Annotated in this window: 16 protein-coding genes; 15 read left to right on the top strand and 1 reads right to left on the bottom strand. The window is 65.6% G+C overall.

What is annotated here, in order from left to right:
* Positions 1–15 precede the first annotated feature (15 nt).
* The 6 genes from HOP59_RS16040 (at position 16) to HOP59_RS16015 (ending at position 9,080) form a co-directional block, all read left to right on the top strand.
* Complete coding sequence (locus HOP59_RS16040) at positions 16–1,413, top strand: hypothetical protein (protein ID WP_234254609.1); 1,398 nt, start codon at positions 16–18, stop codon at positions 1,411–1,413.
* A complete protein-coding gene (locus tag HOP59_RS16035) occupies positions 1,410–2,246 on the top strand; it encodes a hypothetical protein (protein WP_234254608.1) in 837 nt (278 codons plus the stop codon). Before HOP59_RS16040 ends, HOP59_RS16035 begins: the two co-directional genes overlap by 4 nt.
* On the top strand, positions 2,243–7,156 hold the full coding sequence (locus tag HOP59_RS16030) for a coiled-coil domain-containing protein (RefSeq protein WP_234254607.1): 4,914 nt from the start codon (positions 2,243–2,245) through the stop codon (positions 7,154–7,156). Before HOP59_RS16035 ends, HOP59_RS16030 begins: the two co-directional genes overlap by 4 nt.
* 138 nt (positions 7,157–7,294) lie before the next feature.
* Positions 7,295–7,843 carry a L,D-transpeptidase family protein gene (locus HOP59_RS16025; RefSeq protein ID WP_234254606.1) on the top strand — a complete coding sequence of 183 codons (549 nt, stop codon included), beginning with the start codon at positions 7,295–7,297 and terminating at the stop codon, positions 7,841–7,843.
* A 61-nt stretch (positions 7,844–7,904) separates the two neighbouring features.
* Positions 7,905–8,687, top strand: coding sequence for a hypothetical protein (locus tag HOP59_RS16020; protein ID WP_234254605.1), 783 nt, complete (start codon positions 7,905–7,907; stop codon positions 8,685–8,687).
* 87 nt (positions 8,688–8,774) lie between these two features.
* The gene (locus HOP59_RS16015; RefSeq protein WP_010628258.1) at positions 8,775–9,080 is read left to right on the top strand and encodes an MTH1187 family thiamine-binding protein; all 306 of its coding nucleotides are present in this window, start codon (positions 8,775–8,777) and stop codon (positions 9,078–9,080) included.
* A gap of 33 nt (positions 9,081–9,113) precedes the next feature.
* Here the strand turns inward: HOP59_RS16015 and HOP59_RS16010 are convergent, their stop codons facing one another.
* A complete protein-coding gene (locus HOP59_RS16010; RefSeq protein WP_010628259.1) occupies positions 9,114–10,049 on the bottom strand; it encodes a LysR family transcriptional regulator ArgP in 936 nt (311 codons plus the stop codon).
* A gap of 94 nt (positions 10,050–10,143) precedes the next feature.
* Here HOP59_RS16010 and HOP59_RS16005 point away from each other — a divergent pair, with 94 nt between their 5' ends.
* The 9 genes from HOP59_RS16005 (at position 10,144) to HOP59_RS15965 (ending at position 20,171) form a co-directional block, all read left to right on the top strand.
* Positions 10,144–10,749 (top strand): LysE/ArgO family amino acid transporter, encoded by a 606-nt coding sequence (locus tag HOP59_RS16005; protein ID WP_234254604.1) that lies wholly within the window; start codon positions 10,144–10,146, stop codon positions 10,747–10,749.
* A 411-nt stretch (positions 10,750–11,160) separates the two neighbouring features.
* Positions 11,161–12,261, top strand: coding sequence for a 4-hydroxyphenylpyruvate dioxygenase (hppD, locus tag HOP59_RS16000; protein WP_010628261.1), 1,101 nt, complete (start codon positions 11,161–11,163; stop codon positions 12,259–12,261).
* Between the two features lie 164 nt (positions 12,262–12,425).
* Positions 12,426–13,886 (top strand): sodium-dependent transporter, encoded by a 1,461-nt coding sequence (locus HOP59_RS15995; RefSeq protein ID WP_234254603.1) that lies wholly within the window; start codon positions 12,426–12,428, stop codon positions 13,884–13,886.
* 72 nt (positions 13,887–13,958) lie between these two features.
* A complete protein-coding gene (locus HOP59_RS15990; RefSeq protein ID WP_010628263.1) occupies positions 13,959–14,348 on the top strand; it encodes a septal ring lytic transglycosylase RlpA family protein in 390 nt (129 codons plus the stop codon).
* A gap of 75 nt (positions 14,349–14,423) precedes the next feature.
* Positions 14,424–16,121 carry an ATP-binding protein gene (locus HOP59_RS15985; protein WP_234254601.1) on the top strand — a complete coding sequence of 566 codons (1,698 nt, stop codon included), beginning with the start codon at positions 14,424–14,426 and terminating at the stop codon, positions 16,119–16,121.
* A 23-nt stretch (positions 16,122–16,144) separates the two neighbouring features.
* On the top strand, positions 16,145–16,891 hold the full coding sequence (locus HOP59_RS15980; RefSeq protein ID WP_234254600.1) for a response regulator: 747 nt from the start codon (positions 16,145–16,147) through the stop codon (positions 16,889–16,891).
* Positions 16,892–17,055: 164 nt separating this feature from the next.
* A complete protein-coding gene (locus HOP59_RS15975) occupies positions 17,056–18,057 on the top strand; it encodes a Bug family tripartite tricarboxylate transporter substrate binding protein (RefSeq protein WP_234254599.1) in 1,002 nt (333 codons plus the stop codon).
* A gap of 121 nt (positions 18,058–18,178) precedes the next feature.
* Positions 18,179–18,661: a tripartite tricarboxylate transporter TctB family protein gene (locus tag HOP59_RS15970; protein ID WP_010628267.1), complete on the top strand. Its 483-nt coding sequence runs from the start codon at positions 18,179–18,181 to the stop codon at positions 18,659–18,661.
* Between the two features lie 19 nt (positions 18,662–18,680).
* Positions 18,681–20,171, top strand: coding sequence for a tripartite tricarboxylate transporter permease (locus tag HOP59_RS15965; protein ID WP_010628268.1), 1,491 nt, complete (start codon positions 18,681–18,683; stop codon positions 20,169–20,171).
* Positions 20,172–20,478 lie beyond the last annotated feature (307 nt).

Below are 20,478 nucleotides of genomic sequence, written 5' to 3'. Positions count from 1 at the left end.
CGCAGGGAAGACCCCATGACCGCCTGGAGCAAGCTGCTGATCGCCACGACGCGGCTGATCGACCTGCACGACAGCGCCCACGAGCCCGGCTCGCCCTTCGTCCAGGTGAGCCAGGAGCAGCGTCGCGGGCTGCGCGACGGCTACTGGCTCGACCTCGGCTGCCTGCTGCTCGACTATCTGCTCGACGAGGACTTCGCCACCAACAGCGCCTTCGTCTCGCAGAGCCGCTGCCTCAATCACCTGCGCGAGAGCTACCCCGGACTGCCCCACGACGATCTGAGCTTCGTCATCAATCTGCTCTCCACCCCCAGCGAGATCCATTTTCGTCAGCCATCGCCATCGCCGACGACGAGCGACGACGCGACGGCAGAGGAGCGCAGCCGGCGCAGCACCAAGCGCACCGCGCTGATCGAGAAGCAGGGCCAGACCGGCCAGGTGCGCCTCACCCCGAGCGGCCGCCAGGCGGTGACCCTGGCCAGCCAGGTCGAGGACCTTCTCTACTCCGAATACGACGCGGCCAAGGTACTGGCGGCGCTGGCGCGGGGCGACTTCTCCCGCATTCCCGACATCACCAACCAGATCCTGCTGGCGATCCGTGCCCTGACCCAGGAACTGCGACGGGTGCGCGAGAATCCCACCCGCGAGGGCAAGCTCTCCGCTCTGCTCGACAACGAGCGCCACTACCATAACGCCCTGACCAACATTCAGCAGACGCTGCTCGACGCCCGTGCCCAGCTCGCCACGCCGCGCCTGATGGAGCGCTTCGAGAGCTGGCGCGAAGCGCAGTCCGACGACTGGGACCTGCGCGTGCTCTCCAGCGCCATCGGCCGTGTGCTCACCGCCATCGAGAACCTCTCGCGCCGGCTTTCCGAGCTGCTGGCCGATATCGCCGAGGGGCGCATCCAGGCCATGGGCGTGATCGACTTCCAGGACATGGCGCGCCAGCTATTGGAGGCGCCGCCCGCAGGCGCGCTGCGCGACGCCGTGGTGGCGCGCATGATGCCTCTGCACGTGCAGGCCACCTTCCCGCGCCTGGCGCCGCTGGTGCCGCTGCTCGAGAGTCGCCGCGCCGACGCCAGCCCGGTGGCGCTGGTGTTCGACGAGGCGCGTGACGCGGCGCCGGAGGACCCGCTGCTGGCACGCTTCCTCGAAGCGCGGGGGCCGGCACTTCGCCAGCGTCTCCGCCGTGCGCCGCTGTCGCTGCCCGAAGCGCTGACCGAGGGCTGGCACCGCTTCGAAGAGGGCGACTGCCTGGCCCAACTGCTCAACACCTTCGTTGATACCGAATTGCTGGCTCCGGGGCTGACGGTGGGTATCGACGCGACGCCGTTCGAGCTCGAACTCGACGACGGCCGCCGCATTGAGGGGGCCGTGACGCCCTCTCTCGGCTTCTTTCAGGAACAGCACGTATGAACATGACCGAGATGGGCGAAGTGGTCGCCTACCTGCTGCGCTACCGCAGCGCCGAACGCACCCCGGGCGGCGGCCGCAAGCGCCGTGCCGCCCGCGAGGGCCAGCTCTCCGAGCGCGACGTCTGCGCGCTGATCGACGACGCCAGCGAGGCCGAGCGCGAGGCGCTGCGGGACTTCCTCGCCGGCCAGGGCCTGCGGCTCAAAGCCTTTGAATCCGGCGACTACCCCGGCATCGCACCCGGCTCGCGCTACTACGCGCTGCTGCCCGACCCGGAGCTGGAACAGCCGCCGCTCTACACCCGCGAGCCGGTGTTCGAGGCGCTCAAGCTGCGCCAGGAGAGCCGCGCCGAGCTGGCCCAGTGGTACCTGCAGCTGTGGCTGCTGATGCATACGCTGCTCTACACCCGCTACAACCGCGCGCTCTCCGACGTCAGCCGCTATCAGGAGGCCACCTTCGCCGGGGCCGAGCTGGTCGAGTTGATGCGCGACCAGTTGGAGACGCTGCGCAGCCTGGGCGAAGAGGCCCCCGAGACCAGCCGCGTGTTGCTGGAGGAGCGCGGCGAGGACATCAGCCGCCGGGTTCGTGCCTTCATCGATCTGCAGGTGCGCGCCGGGCTGCTCGAAAGCCTGCGCGACGCCGAAGCGAGTGCCGGCACCGAGGAGAGCGTCGGCGAGGTGTGGCAGCAGACCCTGCTTGGAGCGCTGGAGAGCGAGCAGATCGGCATTCATCAGCTCGGCCATCTGCAAGCGCTGGCTCAGGGCCGCGCCCAGGGCCGCTATCGGGACGAAGAGTACGAGGCCGTCATCGACGAGCACGAGGAGACCCAGGCATGAGCGTGATCAACCGCATCGAGGTCGCCAACCTGCTCAACAAGCACGGCGACGTGGCCTCGCCCTGGGACGCCAAGATGCGTCACGTGCTGCTCGATCTGCGCGGCCAGTCGAGCGCCATCAGCATGGAGAACGGCTTCGGCAAGACCACGCTCTCCGAGGCGCTGATCGGCCTGCTGTCGCGGGACCGCACGCTGCTCTCGCGCACCCGGCGCAAGTGCTCGCCCTCGTCGGTGGGCGGCACGGCACGTAGCTGGAGCCACCTGCGCGTCGAGTTCCGTTCGCGCAGCGGGCTCGAGCGCCAGGACGACATGCTGGCCGCCGTCGGCGAGGAGGTGGCCGGCGAGACCTTCGTGTTCGGCTTCTACGGCTACAGCGACGGCAGCGGGCTCTCCTTCTACCACTATGCCGGGCGCCTCGAAGACGTGCCGGTGCACCACCAGACCCTCGACGGCAAGCTGGCGCTCTACGCCAACCGCGACGTCAAGGCGGCCATGGCCGAGCGCAACGTGCGCCTGACCCACAACCGCGAGGAGTGGCTGGAGGCGGTGGGGGCTCACGTCTCCCGTCGCGAGCTGGCCCAGCTCGCCGCCTTCCAGAAGGAGGGCGGCGCCGACAAGAGCCAGATCTTCAACGCCATCAAGCCCCGCGCCGGCGAGAAGGCCGACCAGGCGTTCTTCTTCGAGGTGCTGGCTCCCGAGATCCTCTCCGGCGCCACCCGCGGCGAGACCGACGAGAGCGAGGAGCTGATCGAGGAGGTGATCCTCAACTCCGGCACCAACATCACCGAGCTGCGCCATCGCCTGGAGGAAGCCGAGAGCGACCAGCGCCGCGCCAGCGACAAGGTGGTGCGCCTGGCCGAGCTGCGCGAGCAGGGCGAGTCGCTGCGAGACGCCCGCGCCCGCCTGATGGAGCTCGACCAGGACTTGGCGGCCAGCGAAGCCTTGCTGGGCGGCCAGGCGCTGCTGGGCCTGCCCGGCCTGCCGCGTGCCGCTTCTGAAGAGGGCACTGAGGACGCCGCCGACGAGCGCGGGGCCGCTCCGCTGGATGGCTTCGCCTGGATCGCCGGCGATACCTCGCGGCCGCGGGTCTCCACCTCGCTGCTGGCAACGCTCTCTGGTCTTTCCGAGCGGGCCGTGCGTCAGGCGCTCTCCGAGCGCGGCGCCCGGGTCGACGTGCACCGGCGGCTGATTCATCTGCCCCAGGCCGAGTGGCCGCTCAACCGCGACGTCGGCCACGTCAGCTTCAAGGCTGCCCGCGAGTGGCTGGCCGAAAGCCACGCCCTGGCCGACGACACGGCCCGCGACCGTGCCCTGAGTGCGCTGGACGAGGGCGCCGATGCCTTCGAGGCCGCCGATGGCAACCGCTTCCGCGAGGAAGTGATCGGCGACGGGGTCTATCTCGAGGAGCTGACCCGCGAGCTGGCCGAACTCGACGAGCGTCGCGACGACCTGGAGCACGAGCGCGAGCGGCTGGAGTCCCAACAGCGCGACTTCGTCGACAACCAGAGCTTCTACACCCAGGCGCTGGCCGAGGGGCTGTTCAGCGAGGCCGAGCTGGAAACCCCCGAAGCCAGCGCCGAAGCGGCCAAGGCCCAGGCCTCGAACGCTCGCCGTGCCCTCAACGCGCACCTGGGCCGTGTCGGCGAGCTCAAGCAGGTCGCCGCCTGGCACGATGCCTACCGCCGCGAGTGTCCCGATCTGGCACCGGCCGAGCGGCTCGAGGAGAAACAGGAGCGCGAGGCCGAGCTGGCCGAGTCCCTCGACGAGCTGACCCGGCGTCGCGATGAGGCGCTCGGAGCTTTCGAGATCGCCCGCGGCGAGCGTGAGCGGCTCAACGGCGAGCGTGAACGTCTGACCGGCGAGCAGGGCCTGCTGGCCCGCGGCCAGGCGCCCTGGCGCGCCTTCGTCGAGGGCTGGCCGGGCGAAGCGGTGAGCGGCTTCTGGACGCGGCGCAAGACGGCGCTGGCCGAGCTGGAGTCGAACTTCCGCGAGGCCGAGCAGCGCCGCCAGGAGGCCGAGCGCACCCTGGCCCGGCTGGCACCGCTGGCCGAGGCCGCCCGCCGTTACGGCGAGCTGCACGGCGACGACGAGCCGGTGCACCTGCGCGCGCGCCTGCGTGAACGCGAGCGAGAGCTGGGCGACGAGCGCAAGCGGCTGCTCGATGAAGAGACCCACCTGCGCACGCTGCACCGGGCGCGGCTCGACTTTGCCGAGCGCAGCGAGTTGGCCCCGGAGAAGTGGCTGGCCGACGCCCGCCGCCGCTATCCGCGGCTGCTGCGCGAAGCGGAGACGCTGGAAGCCGACATCGCCGCCCGCGAGCGCTACCTGGAGAGCCTCTCCGGCGATCCGCTGGAGCGGCGTGTGGTGGAGGCCGAGGCCCACCGCCAACTGGACGCCGCCGGCATCGCCTGGCAGCCGCTGCATGCGGTACTCAACGTCGAGACCCATACCCCCGAGCAGCGCCGCGAGTGGCTGGTGCAGGCCGCCGGGGTGCTGTTCGCCCCGGTGGTGGCCGGGCGCGAGGCGGCCGAGACGGCCGCCGCCGAGCTGATCGAGGCGGGCCTGGCGGTGCCGGTGTTCGAAGCCGAGGCGCTGACCGGCCTGCTGGGCCGGGGCGAGCCGCCCTTGGGCGCGGTGGCCGGCGTCGAGACCCTGGCGGTGAAGGCCGCACTGGACCCGAGCTACCTGGAAGCTCTGCGCGAGGCCACCGAGAAGCGGCTGGCCGCCGACCGCGAGCGGCAGAAGGCGCTGGCCGTGGAATGCGAACGGCTCGATCCCCACGGCGAGACCTTCGCCCTGGCGCTGCGTGCCCGCGAGGCCGATGAGTCCCAGGTCGAGGTGGCCCTGGAGGCCCTGGCCGAGCGGCAGACGGCCCTGGCCGAACGCGAGGCGGCGCTGGCGCCGCGGCTGACCGATGTCGCGCTCGCCTGTATCGACGACTACCAGCGCTACCTGCAGGAGGGCGGCGAGTTCGCCCAGCAGGAGGCCGCCGAGGCGCGGCTCGAAGCCGAGACGGCGCTGGCCGAGCTCGCACCGCGTCGCGAAGCGGCGGCCCGCGAGCTGGAGGCCCACGGCCAGACCTGGCTCGCCGCCGAGCAGTTCAGCGACGCCGGCGGCGTCGAGCGGCTGCAGGCGCTGGAGGCGCGCCTCGCCGAACTCGAGCGGCACCTGAGCGAGGCGAGTGAGCGACTGGCCGCCGCCGAGGAGCAGCGCGAGACGCTCAAGCGTCAGGTCGAAGAGAGCGAGGCCCAACTGCGCGGCATCTTCAGCGACGGCGAGCGCGACCGCCTGCGCGCCCTGGCGCGTTTCGAAGCCGAGGGCGGCGTCGATTTCATGGCCACTGCCGCCGAGATGCAGGAGGAACTGGAGGCCGCTCAGGCTCGGGCGACCCGCCGTGCCGACTTCGACTTCACCCGCATTCGCGCCTATCTGGAGGTGCGCGATGCCGCCGGCGGCAGCCAGAAGCTCGAGCGCGAGATCGCCCGGGTGCGGCGCGAGCTGGGTGAGCTGCGCGAGACGCGCAAGGCCCGTGGGGAAGAGCGCGACGCCCTGGAAGCACGCCTGGCCGAGCAGCGCCGGGCGCTGGCCTGCATCGATCAGCTGGCGGTGGAGTGGCTGCGGGTGCTGCGCGACCTGCCCGAGGGCTGGCCGCGGCGTCTGGCGGCACTGGTCGATCTCGCCGAAGCCAGCCGCTGGCCCGGAGAGGCGGACGAGCACGCGGCGCGCAATGCCGCCCTCGATGCCTGGCACGACATGGTCGCAAGCGAAAGGCAGGGCGAGCTCGACATCGAAGCGCTGGAAGCCTGTCAGCAGACCCTGGTCGATGCCTTGGGCGAACTCAACCTGGGCGAGCAGGCGCGCAACCGCGAACGCCAGGCGCGCCAGGTCGAGGGCGGCGAGCGCAAGCTGGCCGAGGCCCTGGCCGAAGCAGCACACAGCCGCATGTTCAGCGACACCGAGCGCGCCCGCCTGGCCGGGCTGACGCATGCCAACGCCGAGGCGCTGGACGATCTCTCGCGCCTGCACGACCAGCTTGCCGGTCAGCTCGACGACCACAAGATACGGGTCGAACGGTTGCATGCCTCTCGCGAGCAGATCGAAGGCACCCTGGTGGAGCGTCTCAGCTCGATCATCTCGGATGCCGCCGGCAACCTCGACATCCTCAAACGCGTGGCCAAGAGCAGCGGCGAGGGCGGCGCCTTCTTCGAGGTCAAGGCCTCGCTGATCGGCCCCGACCAGCTGCGCGAGCTGATCGCCACGCTGCTGGCCGACATCGACGAGCACCAGGCCGCCATGCGCCGCCGCGCCGAGCGCGACGGTGGCATGGTCGACGGTGAGGCACGCCGCCGCGACGACGACCTGCTGCGCCAGATCCGCCGGCGCATCTACCGCGGGTTGTTCCACGACGTGGCGATCCGCCTCAAGCACGACGCCATCCGTCCTCACGGGCGGCTGTTCTCGCTCAACGAGGAGATGTCGGAGGGCCAGCGTGAAGCGGTGTCGCTGATGTGGCTGGTCAAGCTCTCCGAGTTTGCCATCGAGCGCGAGCTGCGCGAACTGCCGGGGCACCACCGCCGCCGCGCCCGCACCAGCCGCGAAAGCGTGATCCTGCTCGACGGCCTGTTCTCCAAGCTCTCGCACCGCCGCCTGATCCAGGACTCGCTGGAGTCGCTGCGCAACACCCGTGGGCGTTTCCAGATGATCGGCCTGATCCACAACCCCAACTACGAGAACGACCCCGACATCTTCCCCACCTACCTGGTGGGCAGCGTGATCGGCGGCGCTCAGGGGCAGGGCGGCCACGTGATGGTGCGCGATGGCCGTATCGCCGCGCCGGAATCGCTGGGCCGCAGCGTCGGCGAGGCCAGCCTGTTCGGCATCCACGTCAGCGAGCCGGCGACCCAGGAGTAAAGCGAACCGGCTCTCTGCTGAACGAGCCAGGCCAGGAAAGCCCTGGCCTGGCTCGAACGGGAGCGACTAAGAACGACGCGAGTGGTGGTGAGGGAATGGTTCAGGCGAACTCCCTGGCCAATAAAAAAGGGGCATGTCATGTTGCGCACCTTGCTGTATATGGGCGGCTTGCTGGTCGTCCTGTTCTTAGGTTTCAGCCTCTACGGCAAGGCGGCGCCGCGATTTTTCCCGCCAACCGTGCCTGACATGGCGCCGCCCAGCCAGCGTGCGGACGCCGTCCAGGTCATCAAGTCCGAGCGTGTCATGCGGCTGCTGCGGGAAGGAGAGGTCATTGCGGAATACCGCATTGCGCTTGGTGCCAGCCCGGAAGGACACAAGCAACAAGAGGGCGATCAACGTACGCCCGAAGGTGAATACATCATCGACTGGCGTAACCCACGCTCGATTGCCCATCTCTCACTGCATGTCTCCTATCCCAACGAACATGATCAAGCGGTAGCGCATGAGCTCGGTGTCTCCCCGGGTGGCAACATCATGATCCACGGCATACTGAATGGTTGGGGCTGGCTTGGAAGGCTGCACCGCTACTGGGACTGGACGGATGGCTGCATAGCGGTTACCAATCGGGAGATGCGGGAAATATGGTCACTCGTCCCCAATGGTACTCCGATAAGCATAAATAAATAATACTATGAGGTGCAGTGCTGGGGGTGGGAATGCAGGCGTATGGAGAAGGGGAGGCTGGTGAGTGAATAATGCATATACTGCATTGCTCGATATGTTGAAGTGCCCACCGACGAAGGATAGCTACCGGTTTGAGCCTTCACAGTTTTCTGCGAGTTTGGCTAACCAAGTTGACTTCGATGGGCTTCTTCTCGATCCGTTTCGTCAACGCTCCCTTGGTTTCGCCGGTGCGGCTGGGGAAGATGATGAGTCGCCATTCGAGATTTTGCTGAATTACCCCTCGGTGGAGTGGTATGGGCTGCCGGAAAGCTGGCAGAAAATGGGGTTGTGGCTGCTGCATCTGCTCTTCAGTGGCAGGGAGTGGGCGGGGTTGAATTTGACCCACCCTCGAAATTCTCTAAAACAGTTATACGTGATATGCGACCGCATGGTTCATCATCGCCATTACTTTCTCAAGACTGAAGCTCCACCTCGCTATATCTCCTTCAAATACAGCCCCAAGGAGGTCGATCGCCACCCGTTGAGTCATGATTCGCGAGCACTGGAGGAAATCGACTTTCCCGGCTTCTATTTCGGTTGGTCGGACCAAGAGGCACGCCATCGGCGCAGGCGTGCCGAAGCCGATCAGCTCATCGTAGCGACAACGCCTGAGGGGTTATGTGAACTTGCCTCGTTGCTTCTTGATTTCGGACGCGAGGACCAAAGTCAGGGAGAAATCAATCTTAAGGCTCCTGTGCTAGCCCATGGCAGCGTGGAAGCTCGCTTCTGGCGGCCGGGAAGTTTTGCTTTCCCTGAGGAAAGCCTCGATCACGTTTACATCCGCCCACCAGATGACAAGACTGTATGACAGAGTGCCAGTGATGTCCTGTCGTGCTCATTGATGTGCCGGTTACGAATATCTTGATTTGGTGAATTGTAGAAGGAGCGTCTTGCCATGCACGTCATCATCGATCTCTGCGTCGTCCCGCTGGGAGTGGGCGTGTCGGTCTCGCCGCAGATCGCCGCCTGTCAGCGGGTGATCGAGGCCTCGGGCCTGGAACATAACATGCACGCCTACGGCACCAACATCGAGGGGCCGTGGGATGAGGTGATGGCGGTGGTCAAGCGCTGCCACGAGGTGGTGCACGAGATGGGTGCGCCGCGTATCACCACCACCATCAAGCTGGGTACCCGCACCGACCGCGAGCAGTCCATGGCCGACAAGGTTTCGAGTGTCGAGACCAAGCTGCGTAACGGTTGAGCGCTTCGTTCCTCGCCGTGCAGACCGTGGCGCTTATATCTTGGAGAGCGGCGTAAGCCAGGCATCGCCGAGGCGCAGCAGGTGGTCGGTGAGGGTGTCGAGCACCTTGCCGCCCTGGCGCCAGTGGTGCCAGTAGAGCGGCACGTCGATCACCTGGCCCGGCGAGAGATCGATCAGCCGGCCCTCGGCCAGGTGTGGTCCCGCGTCGATCTCCTGCAGCCGGCCCTCGCTCAGTTCGCGCTGGGCCTGACGCTCCGGCACCATGCCGTAGCCGAGTCCGGCCAGGGCCAGGCCGACGAAACCCTCCGAAGAAGGGCAGAGGTGATGGGGGAAGGGCGGCTCCACACCGTGCATGGCCAGGTAGCGATGTTGCAGGCGGTCGTCGGGGCCGAACACGATGGCCGGCGCCCGGCGCAGCGCCTCCGGGGTTACGCCATCGCCGAAATGGCGTGCCACGAAGCTGGGGCTGGCCAGGGCGCGATAGCGCATGCTGCCGAGTGGGTGGCTGCGTGCGCCTTGCACTGGCGTGGGCGAGTCGCAGATGCAGCCGGCCACGTCACCGTCGCGCATGCGCTTTAACGCCACCTCCTGATCCTCCACTACCAGATCGAACAGCACGGGATGACGCTCGCAGAAGCGTCCGATGGCCTCCGGCCACCAGGTGGCCAGGCTGTCGGCGTTGATCGCCAGGCGCAGGCGCTGCTCGCCGCTGCCGAGCGCCGGCACCTCGCCGAGCAGGTCGCCTTCCAGCAGCAGTACCTGCTGGGCATGGTTGAGCAGCTTCCGCCCCAGCGGGGTGGGCGCGAGGCGTGGGCTGCGCACCAGCACCGGCTGGCCCAGGCGCGCCTCGAGCAGCTTGATACGCTGCGACACCGCTGATTGCGTGAGCCCCAGATATCGCGCGCCGCGTTCGAAACCGCCTTGATCGATCACCGCCACCAGCGCCTCGAGCAGTTTGTAGTCGAGCATCAGTAATGCTTATTCCCTAGTTGTTTTATTCATTTCTCTAATTATGGCAGAGAGCTTAGCCTTGGCGGCATCGACTTGCCAGGGAGAAAAAACGATGTGGTTGTCATGGCTCAACGGGTTGCTGATCTGCGCCGGGCTGATCGTCGCCATCGGTGCCCAGAATGCCTTCGTGCTGCAGCAGAGCCTGCGCCGGCAGCATGCCTGGCTGGTGGCCGGGGTCTGTGCACTGTGCGACTGGCTGCTGGTCGGTGTCGGCGTGCTGGGCCTGGGCATATTGATCGCCCAGCAGGAGACGCTGATGGAAGTGGCGCGTTGGGCCGGTGCCGCCTTCCTGGCCTGGCAGGCATCGCTAGCGTTTCGTCGGGTCTTCATCGGCCAGGCGCTGGTAGCGGGTGGCGGCGGCATCCAGTCGTGGCAGGCCGCTCTGGCGGCAACGCTGGCGGTGACCCTGCTCAATCCGCAGGTCTATCTCGAAACGGTGGTACTGCTCGGCGCCATCGGCGCGGTGCAGCCGAGTCCGCTGGGTTTCTTCATCGGTGCGGCGATGGCTTCATTCGGCTGGTTCTTCGGTCTGGCCGCGGCAGCGGGTTGGCTGGCGCCACGGCTGGCCAGTCCGCGAGTGTGGCGCGCCATCGACCTGGTGATCGGGCTCATTTTGGCCTGGGTGGCGTGGAGGCTGGCGAGTGGAGCAATGATTTAGGGAAACACTGCACAAATGCCTACGCGAGCGAATCGCTGCGTTGCGCGGTGCTCGGAATCCTCACATATACCCCATATGCTCCGGTTCCTGTGCTCCGTGCGCCTTGCGCTTCATCTCGCTCGGCGATTTGTTCAGCGCTTCCTTAGGGCTCAAGTGTAAAGAGGGCTTTACGCCCTGTCACGATATCGCACCGCCCGAAGTGCGGTATCGTCGCACTTGGATCAGCTGTAAGGGTTCTTTTACATGGCGCAGGCGAGTTATCCCCAGCGGGCGCTGCCAAAGGCGCTCGCCGGGCGTTTCTCGGGGAGAGGGCGCGCACTAGTCTGGAGTCACCAGTCGGCACCTCGAGGGGTGCCGAACCCGACGCAGACACTGCGCTTGCACAACAATGTCCACCCCCTGGAGGAAACAATGAACGCACCCGCCAAGACCGTTTCACCGATTTCACAAGACAATCCGATCGGTACCAACGGCTTCGAGTTCGTCGAGTACAGCGCCCCCAGCGCCGAAGGTATCGAGGAACTGCGTGCGCTGTTCAATCGCATGGGCTTCACCGAGACGCGCAAGCACCGCTCCAAGCAGGTGTTCCTGTTCCAGCAGGAGAACGTCAACTTCGTGCTCAACGCCGAGCCCGACAGCCATGCTGCCGAGTTTGCCAAGGTGCACGGCCCCTGTGCCTGCGCCATGGCTTGGAAGGTGGCCGATGCCAAGCAGGCCTTCGAATACGCCCTGGCCCACGGTGCCGAGGCGGTGGAGAACCCGATCGGCCCCGGTGAGGTGGGCATTCCCGCGGTGCGCGGCATCGGTGGCTCGCTGCTCTACTTCGTCGACAACAAGGTCGACAGCGAAGGGCGCACCATCTACGACATCGACTTCGAGCCGATTCCCGGCCGTTCGCCCAACGACAACAGCGTGGGCCTGAAGGTGCTCGATCACCTAACCCACAACGTCGACCGCGGCCAGATGGACGTGTGGGCCGATTTCTACACCGAGATCGCCAACTTCCGCGAGAACCGCTACTTCGACATCAAGGGCAAGAAGACTGGCCTGCACTCCCGTGCCATGACCGCGCCCTGCGGCAAGATGCATATTCCGATCAACGAGTCCGCCGACGACACCTCGCAGATCGCCGAATTCCTGCGCGAGTACAACGGCGAGGGCATCCAGCACCTGGCCATGGCCACCGACGACATCTATGCCACGGTGCGCGGCCTGCGCGCCAACGGCGTGACCTTCCTCACCACCCCAGACACCTACTATGAGAAGGTCGATTCTCGCGTGCCCAACCACGAAGAGAACGTCGAGGACCTGCGCGAGCTGAGCCTGCTGATCGACGGCGGTCCGGACGAAGGCGTACTGCTGCAGATCTTCACCGAGACCGTGATCGGTCCGATCTTCTTCGAGATCATCCAGCGCAAGGGCAATGACGGTTTCGGCGAGGGCAACTTCAAAGCCCTGTTCGAATCCATCGAAGAGGATCAGATCCGGCGCGGCGTTCTCAAGGCCGACTGATCCACGCCACGGCTCCCGCCCCATCGGACGGGAGCCGTTTTTTTATCTGTCCTCAGGCAGATGTCATGGAATTACAATGCTAGACAATAAATGACGTTGCAAACCTGACAATATGGCGGGCATATTGCTGCGTCCGCGCGATAACAACTCCCCCTGGTGACACGATGACGACTACCCAACAACCTCGCGCTCAGTGGCTGGGCCGCTGGGGCTTCGTGCTGGCGGCGACCGGCTCTGCCGTCGGCCTGGGCAATATCTGGAAGTTTCCCTATATCACCGGCGAGCACGGCGGCGGCGCTTTCGTGCTGGTCTATCTGGCCTGCATCCTGGCGGTGGGTGTGCCGGTTATGATGACCGAAATCGCTTTCGGTCGGCGCGGCCGCGGCAGCCCCATCGATGCGGTACGCCGCGTGGTGACGGAGTCGGGGCGTTCGCCGCTGTGGTCGCTGCTGGGTTGGATGGCGATGCTGGCCGGCTTCATGATCCTCTCCTTCTACGTGGTGGTGGCCGGTTGGTCGTTCTCCTATCTGTGGAAGATGCTTACCGGCCAGCTCGCCGGTAGCGGCGTGGACGACATGGTGGCGATCTTCGTCGGCAACAACGAGAACCCCTTCAATCTTGGGTTCTGGAGCACCCTGGTAACGCTGCTGACCATGCTGATCGTGGGCAAGGGGGTGCAGGCGGGCATCGAGCGCAGCGTCAGTTGGATGATGCCCGGCATGGTCATCATGCTTCTGATACTGATCGGTTACGGCGTGTTCTCCGGCGGCTTCGGCGAGGCCTGGCGTTTCCTGTTCTCGTTCAACGCCGGTAGCCTGACCAGCGACGGCATGCTGGCCGCCCTGGGCCATGCGTTCTTCACCCTGTCGCTGGCCTCGGGTGCCATCCTCACTTATGGCAGCTACCTGCCGTCGCGTACCTCCATCGCGCGCACCACCTTCAGTGTGGCGATTGCCGATACCCTGGTGGCGCTGATGGCGGGGCTGGCGATCTTCCCCATCATCTTCGCCAACGGCATGAACCCCGGCGAGGGGCCGGGCCTGATCTTCATGAGCCTGCCGCTGGCGTTCCAGGCCATGCCGCTGGGCACGCTGTTCGGCATCCTGTTCTTCGTCATGCTCTCCATGGCGGCGCTGACCTCGTCGATCTCCATGGTCGAGGCCACCGTCTCCTGGCTGGTGGACAACAAGGGCATCAGCCGGCGTACGGCGGCCTGGGCCACCGGGCTCGTGCTGTGGCTGGTGAGCACCCTGGCGATGCTGTCGTTCAATCTGGGGGCGGACTGGACCCTGGCCGGCCGCCACTTCTTCGACTGGCTGGATTACCTCACCTCGCGCTGGATGATGCCCCTGGGCGGCCTGGGCATGGCGCTGCTGGCCGGCTTCGTGCTGAAGAGCGAGAGCTTCCGCGAGGAGCTGGGCCTCTCGGCCCACTGGCATGCACTGTGGCTGTTCATGGTGCGCTACGTCAGCCCGCTGGGCATTCTGGTGATCTTCGTCGATGCGCTGGGCATCGCGCGTCTGGAGTTCGGCATGCACTGGCCCTGGCTGTTGGGCGTGCTTGTGCTGATCACTCTGCTGGGCGAGCTGGTGAGCCCACGGCTGCGGCGTACGCTGGCCGGCTGAGTGCTTGCCTGTCGTCGAGCTTGGCGCTAATGTCGGGCCGGTTCGTTGGGAACGTCCTGCGAGGTGAGAGAGATGATGAGAGTCGCGCTCGTGTTGTTCATGTCCGTGCTGATCGCCGGCTGTGCCGGGCGCGGCGGCGGGCAGGGCGAGCGCGTCTCGGCACCGTCCGGCTGGAACGGTGAGCAGGGCCAGGCATCGTTCTATGCCGACCGCTATCACGGCCGCCAGACCGCCAGCGGTGAGCGCCACGACCGCAACGCACTGACGGCGGCCCACCGCAGCCTGCCGTTTGGCACCCATGTGCGCGTCACGCGGCTGGACAACGGTCGTGAGACGGTGGTGCGCATCAACGACCGCGGCCCCTTCGTACGCGGCAGGGTCATCGACGTCTCGCGCCGTGCGGCGGAGGAGCTCGACATGATCGGCCCCGGTGTGGTGAACGTACGCCTGACCCCCGAATGAGCGAGGCCGGTTGGCGGATGCCTCGGCCGGCCAGCCATGCGACAATGAAGCTTTCGTTCACGTCGAGCTTCGCTGATGTCCTCCCCGCGCAGTGAATCCATTGCCGAGCTTCAAAGTCTCCGCCGCGGGCGTGCGCGGCGTAACTGGCTGACGCGCAGCTTTCGCCTGCAGGTGATGCTGCTGGTAGGTGTGCTGCTCGCCGCCATGCTGCTGGCCCAGGGCGCCTATCTCAATCATCGCAAGGGCGAGATCATCAGCCACCAGATGGGCGAGCGCGCGTTGGCCGTGGCGCTCAGCGTGGCCAGCATCCCCGAATTGATCGCCGCTTTCGACGACCCCGATCCCAGCGCCACCATCCAGCCCATCGCCGAACGCATCCGCCGCGAAACCGGAGCCCGCTACGTGGTGGTGGGCAATACCGAGAGCCTGCGCTACTCCCATCCCTTGCCGGAGCGCCTGGGCGAGTCCATGGTCGGCGGCGACAATGACCGGGCACTGCTGCACGGCGAGTCCTACGTCTCCGAGGCGGTCGGCTCGCTGGGCAAGGCGATGCGCGGCAAGACCCCGGTATTCGATGCCGAAGGCAACATCATCGGCATCGTCTCGGTGGGCTTCATGCTCGACCGCGTGGCCATGGACGTGGTCGAGCACACCAGCCTGGGGTGGTGGCTGGTGGCGCTGATGATCGTGTTCGGCTTCGCCGGTGCCTACCTGCTCTCGCGCCATCTGAAGAAGGTGATTCTCGGCCTGGAGCCCTACGAGATCGCGCGGCTGGCGATGGAGAAGGAGGCGATCCTGCAGTCGATTCACGAGGGGATTCTGGCGGTGAACCGCGAAGGGCAGATCACCCTGGTGAATCAGCAGGGCCGGCGCTTCCTCGGTCTGCCACCTGAGGAAGAGGTGCTGGGGCGGCCGATCCAGGAGCTGGTGCCCAACTCGCGTCTCTCCGAGGTGCTGGAGCGGGGCGAGCGGCAGTTCGATCAGGAGATGTGGCTGGGCGATCATCCCGTGGTGGTGAACCGGGTGCCGATCGTCGACGCCGGCGAAGTGGAAGGGGCGGTGGCGACGTTCCGCAGTCGCCGCGAGATCGTCGAGCTCTCCGATGCACTGAGCGCTGCCAGCCGCGACGTGGACATGCTGCGCGCCCAGGCCCATGAGTATTCCAACAAGCTCTACACCATTTCGGGCATGCTGCAGCTCGACAGAGTCGAAGACGCCCTGGCGCTGATTCACCAGGAGAGCGAGCGTCAGCAGGCCCAGATGACCTTCCTGATGAAGCACGTGGCCGACCCGGTGGTCAGCGGCACGCTGCTGGGCAAGCTGACCCGGGCGCGGGAGCTCGACGTACATCTCGAGATCGACGAGCAGAGTTCGCTCTCCACCGCGCTGACCCTCACCGGCCAGGAAGTCGTCATGACGGTGATCGGCAACCTGATCGACAACGCTTTCCATGAGGTGCGTAAGGGTGGGGCAAAGGGGCAGGTGCGGCTGTTCTTCACCGATCTCGGTGAACAGGTGCTGATCGAAGTGGAGGACAACGGCCCCGGCGTGCCGCCCGAACACGTCGAGGCGATCTTCAAGGAAGGTTTTTCCACCAAGCCCGGCAAGCACCGCGGCATCGGTCTGGCGCTGGTCAATCGTCTGTGTCGCGAACATGGTGGAGCGATCACGCTGGAGGAAAGCGAACTGGGCGGTGCCTGTTTCACGGTGGTGCTCTCTCGCTCTCTGTGTCGCACCGTGCAGCCGGTGCAAGCCGACCACCCATTATCATAATGCCAATATTTATGGGGGAGAGAATGTACGAGGCAGGCTCGACGCCTGAAGAATACGGCATCCTGATCATCGAAGACGATTTCCGCATCGCCGAGATACATCGCGCCTTCATCGAGCAGAGCCAGGGCTTCCGAGTCGTGGGGATGGCTCGCAGTGGCGCCGAAGCGCGTGAGCTGATGGCGCAACACGCAGTAGAGGTCCATCTGGTGCTGCTGGATGCCTACCTGCCCGATGTGGAAGGGCTGGAACTGCTGTGGGCGCTGCGCCGGGATCATGTGCACGTGGATATCGTCATGATCACCGCGGCGAGGGAGGTCGATACCATTTCCGAGGCGCTGCGCGGGGGAATCTTCGACTACCTGATCAAGCCGGTCGAGGCGGCGCGCATGGCGCAGATGCTGGCTCGCTTTCGTCGTGAGCGCGAAGCCTTGGCGGCACGTCACGAGCTCAATCAAGAGGAACTCGACCGGGTACTGGCCAGGCTGCGACCGGAGGGGACGTCGGGCAGTGCCGCGCGTAGCCTGCCCAAGGGCATCGATCGTCTGACGTTGCGTGCCGTGGTGGCGGCGCTGGACAGCGCCGGCAAGCCTCTGGCGGCCATGGACGTGGCGCGTGCCATGGGGGCGAGCCGTTCCACTGCACGACGCTATCTGGAATTTCTGGTGTCGGTGCAGGTAGTTGGCGCAGATCTGGGCTACGGTGATGTAGGGAGACCTGAAAGACGCTACCGCCTGGTAGGTGATGCGGCGGCCTGGTGCGAAGAGGGCTGAGGGTGGTAAGGCGCCCCGTGAGCAAAATGAACAAAATGCTCACAACGAACAATTTATCGTTTATGCCCATAAACTTGCCGCTTCGTATCTGGTTCTTCTAACGTTCAACCTGTACGTGGGCATCAGACCCGCTGTCACAACAAGATCCTATCCAGGAGAACGCCATGACTGCCAAGCAACACCTCACCCGTTTCAGTGCCATCGTGCTGCCGCTCGCTGCGGTGGTGGGCATGAGCAGTGCGGCTCAGGCCGACGAGTGGACCCCGACCCGCAATATCGAGTTCATCGCCCCGGCCAACCCCGGCGGCGGCTGGGACACCCTGGTGCGCACCACCACCCGCGTCATCCAGGAAGAGGGGCTGGCCGAGCGCAGCTTCGGTGCCATCAACGTACCGGGCGGCGGCGGTGCGGTGGCCTGGGCCCAGATCGCCCGTGACAGCGGCAACCCGCACAAGCTGTTCGCCACTAGTCCGCCGATGATTCTGGTGCCGCTGGCCGGTGCGTCCCGCTACGACCACACCAACTTCACGCCTATTGCCAGGTTGATCACCGATTACTCCATCGTGCTGGTGCGCAACGACTCTCCCTACGAGGATCTGCCGTCGCTGATTGAAGCCATGGAACAGAATCCCCAGCTCAGCGTCGGTGGCGGCAGCGCCCCGGGCTCCATGGACCACATCTCCATGGCCGGTCTGGCGGCGGCGGCGGGTCTGAACGCTTCCGACGTCAACTACATCCCGTTCTCCGGCGGTGGCGAAGCCATGACCAGCCTGATGGGCGGCCACGTGCAAGCGGTGATCACCGGTGCCGGCGAAGCCTCCGGTCAGCTCGGCGAGAACAGCCAGATCCGCGCGCTGGGCGTATCCGCCCCCGAGCGTCTGAGTGGTGCTCTGGCGGAGGTGCCGACCTACCAGGAGCAGGATATCGATTACACCTTCGATATCTGGCGCGGCGTGATGGGCACCCCGGACATGCCGGCCGAGGCGGTCGCCTACTACGAAGATCTGTTCGCTCAGATGCTCGAGACTGACGGCTGGCAGCAGGCTCGCGACCAGTTGGGCTGGATCGATGCCTATCAGGACAGCGAAGAGTTCGGCGCTTTCCTCGATGAGCAGAAAGAGCAGTTCAGCACCATTCTGGGCGACCTCGGCCTGCTGGGCGAATAACCCACCAACGCTTCGCGATTTTCGCTTCCCGGGTCCGGGCCTCGCCTAGCGAGGTCCGGGCATTCTCGAACGCCAAGAACTTGGGCGCTGCTCACGCGGTGGTAGCCCGGGACCGACTCCCATGACACGACTCAACTCCAACCAGGTCATTGCTCTCTTGCTGGCGCTGCTGTCGGTAGGTTATCTGGCCATGGCCTGGCAGATTCCCTCCTTTCCGCTGCCGCGCCCGATCGATTCCGACCTCTTCCCCAAGGTGCTTGGCTTCACGTTGCTGGGGCTTTCGGTGCTGCTGTTTCTCGAGAAACCCAAGGCCAAGGACGTGCCGGAAGCGCTGGATCCCAATGAACTTCAGCAGCCATTGCTGCTGCGGCCCTGGGCGCGTGTGGTGGTCACGGCCATCGCTCTGGCGCTCTACGCATTGCTGCTGGTGCCGGTGGGCTTCGTGTTAACTTCCGTCGCCCTGGTCTTCGGGCTGGCGGCTTACTACGGCTACCGTCGCCACTGGGTCAATCTGGCCACGGCGCTGGGCGTGGTGCTGGGGCTCTATCTGACCATGACGCGCATCATGGGCGTTTATCTACCCACCGGCGTGCTGCCGATCTGACTGGCCGGAGAGTGAGCCCATGGAAGCTTTCAATAATCTGATGTACGGCTTCAGCATCGCGCTGGAGCCGATCAATATCCTCTACGTCTTTGCCGGCGTCTTTGCCGGTACCATCATCGGCATGCTGCCGGGTCTGGGGCCGATCAGCGCCCTGGCGCTGATGATTCCGCTGACCTTTGGCATGGAGCCGTCCTCGGGCCTGATCCTGATGGCGGGGGTTTACTACGGTGCGATCTTCGGCGGCTCGACCTCGTCGATCCTGCTCAATGCCCCTGGCGTGGCAGGTACGGTGGCGACCTCCTTCGACGGCTATCCCATGGCCAAGCAGGGCATGGCGGGCAAGGCGCTGGCCATTGCCGCCTACGCGTCGTTCATTGGCGGCACCGTTTCCATCATCTTCCTGATGCTGGTGGCGCCGTTGCTGGGTCGGGTAGCGGTAAGCTTCGGCCCCGCCGAATACTTCTCGTTGATGGTGCTGGGCCTTACCGCAGTGGTGTCGCTGTCCGACAAGTCGCTGATCAAGGGACTGATCGCTGCCGTGGTCGGGGTGATGATCTCGATCATGGGTATCGACCTGCAGACCGGTACCGAGCGTTTCACCTTCGGCACCGTGCATTTGCTGGATGGCATCGACTTCCTGGTCGTGGCGCTGGGTATATTCGCCCTGACCGAGGTGTTCTTCATGCTGCTCAGAGGCGGTGGTGGCAAGGAGCAGCCGCGCAATGCCATCGGCTCGCTCAAGCTGTCGAAGTCGGAAGTGAAGGAGATCGCGGCACCGATCGGCCGTAGCTCGATCCTGGGTTTCTTCACCGGTGTGCTGCCGGGGGCTGGCGCCACCATCGGCTCCTTCCTGGGCTATAGCATGGAGAAGCGTCTGGCCAAGGATGGAGACACCTTCGGCAAGGGCAACATCAAGGGCGTAGCGGCGCCGGAGTCGGCCAACAACGCGGCTTGTACCGGCTCCTTCGTGCCACTGCTGACCCTGGGCGTGCCCGGCTCCGGCTCTACCGCGGTGCTGCTGGGTGCGCTGCTGGTGATGGGTGTATCGCCCGGTCCGGCCATGCTGGTGGACCGTCCTGACGTCTTCTGGGGCGTGGTGGCGAGCATGTACCTGGGTAACATCTTCCTGCTGGTGCTCAACCTGCCGCTGATACCGCTTATCGCCAAGATCCTCGACATGCCTCGACCGTTGCTGCTGTCGCTGATCCTTATCTTCTGCATGCTTGGTGTCTACGGCATGAGCTTCAGCGTCTTCGATCTGCTGCTCCTGCTCGGCTTCGGCCTGTTGGGGCTGGGCATGCGCCTGTTCGGCTTCCCGGCCGCTCCGCTGATCTTGGCGCTGATTCTCGGCGACATCATGGAGGAGTCCATGCGCCGGGCGCTGCAGATTTCAGGCGGTGACTGGTCGATCTTCATCGACAAGCCGATTTCCATGTGGCTGCTGATCATTGCCGCGCTGTCGCTGACTCTGCCGCTGATCAAGCGCATGATGGCACGCCGCAGCGTCTGACAACCCGAACCTTCCTGCCTTGAAACGGGGGTGCCGAGCGATCGGCGCCCCCGCTTTCGTTTCCGCTTCTTCCCACTGCACCGCCATGGTGCTTCGTGGTGGTGCAGCCGCTCCGTCGCGGCGCGTTCATGGCGCCCAAAGCTGCACGTCTGAGGTGCGTAGGTGACGCATTTTTACTTGGCAGCTTTGTGCAACTAAATGTCACGCAAAGAATTTTTAGAGCTTGCCGCATCATGGCGCACGCTTTGCAACGACAGGATGCCTAGCGCTGTGTAGCCAATGCCGGCTGCACATGATCCCTCACAAC

The sequence above is a fragment of the Billgrantia aerodenitrificans genome, from assembly GCF_021404405.1.
In the GTDB taxonomy this organism is placed as follows: domain Bacteria; phylum Pseudomonadota; class Gammaproteobacteria; order Pseudomonadales; family Halomonadaceae; genus Halomonas; species Halomonas aerodenitrificans.
The sequence above is the reverse complement of the archived record's forward strand: the minus strand, read 5'-3'. Positions and strand labels throughout refer to the sequence as shown.

Coding starts and splice junctions, on each gene's coding strand:
- HOP59_RS16040 (WP_234254609.1), top strand. CDS start 16: ATGACCGCCTGGAGCAAGCTGCTGATCGCCACGACGCGGCTGATCGAC.
- HOP59_RS16035 (WP_234254608.1), top strand. CDS start 1,410: ATGAACATGACCGAGATGGGCGAAGTGGTCGCCTACCTGCTGCGCTAC.
- HOP59_RS16030 (WP_234254607.1), top strand. CDS start 2,243: ATGAGCGTGATCAACCGCATCGAGGTCGCCAACCTGCTCAACAAGCAC.
- HOP59_RS16025 (WP_234254606.1), top strand. CDS start 7,295: ATGTTGCGCACCTTGCTGTATATGGGCGGCTTGCTGGTCGTCCTGTTC.
- HOP59_RS16015 (WP_010628258.1), top strand. CDS start 8,775: ATGCACGTCATCATCGATCTCTGCGTCGTCCCGCTGGGAGTGGGCGTG.
- HOP59_RS16010 (WP_010628259.1), bottom strand. CDS start 10,049: ATGCTCGACTACAAACTGCTCGAGGCGCTGGTGGCGGTGATCGATCAA.
- HOP59_RS16005 (WP_234254604.1), top strand. CDS start 10,144: ATGTGGTTGTCATGGCTCAACGGGTTGCTGATCTGCGCCGGGCTGATC.
- hppD (WP_010628261.1), top strand. CDS start 11,161: ATGAACGCACCCGCCAAGACCGTTTCACCGATTTCACAAGACAATCCG.
- HOP59_RS15995 (WP_234254603.1), top strand. CDS start 12,426: ATGACGACTACCCAACAACCTCGCGCTCAGTGGCTGGGCCGCTGGGGC.
- HOP59_RS15990 (WP_010628263.1), top strand. CDS start 13,959: ATGATGAGAGTCGCGCTCGTGTTGTTCATGTCCGTGCTGATCGCCGGC.
- HOP59_RS15985 (WP_234254601.1), top strand. CDS start 14,424: ATGTCCTCCCCGCGCAGTGAATCCATTGCCGAGCTTCAAAGTCTCCGC.
- HOP59_RS15980 (WP_234254600.1), top strand. CDS start 16,145: ATGTACGAGGCAGGCTCGACGCCTGAAGAATACGGCATCCTGATCATC.
- HOP59_RS15975 (WP_234254599.1), top strand. CDS start 17,056: ATGACTGCCAAGCAACACCTCACCCGTTTCAGTGCCATCGTGCTGCCG.
- HOP59_RS15970 (WP_010628267.1), top strand. CDS start 18,179: ATGACACGACTCAACTCCAACCAGGTCATTGCTCTCTTGCTGGCGCTG.
- HOP59_RS15965 (WP_010628268.1), top strand. CDS start 18,681: ATGGAAGCTTTCAATAATCTGATGTACGGCTTCAGCATCGCGCTGGAG.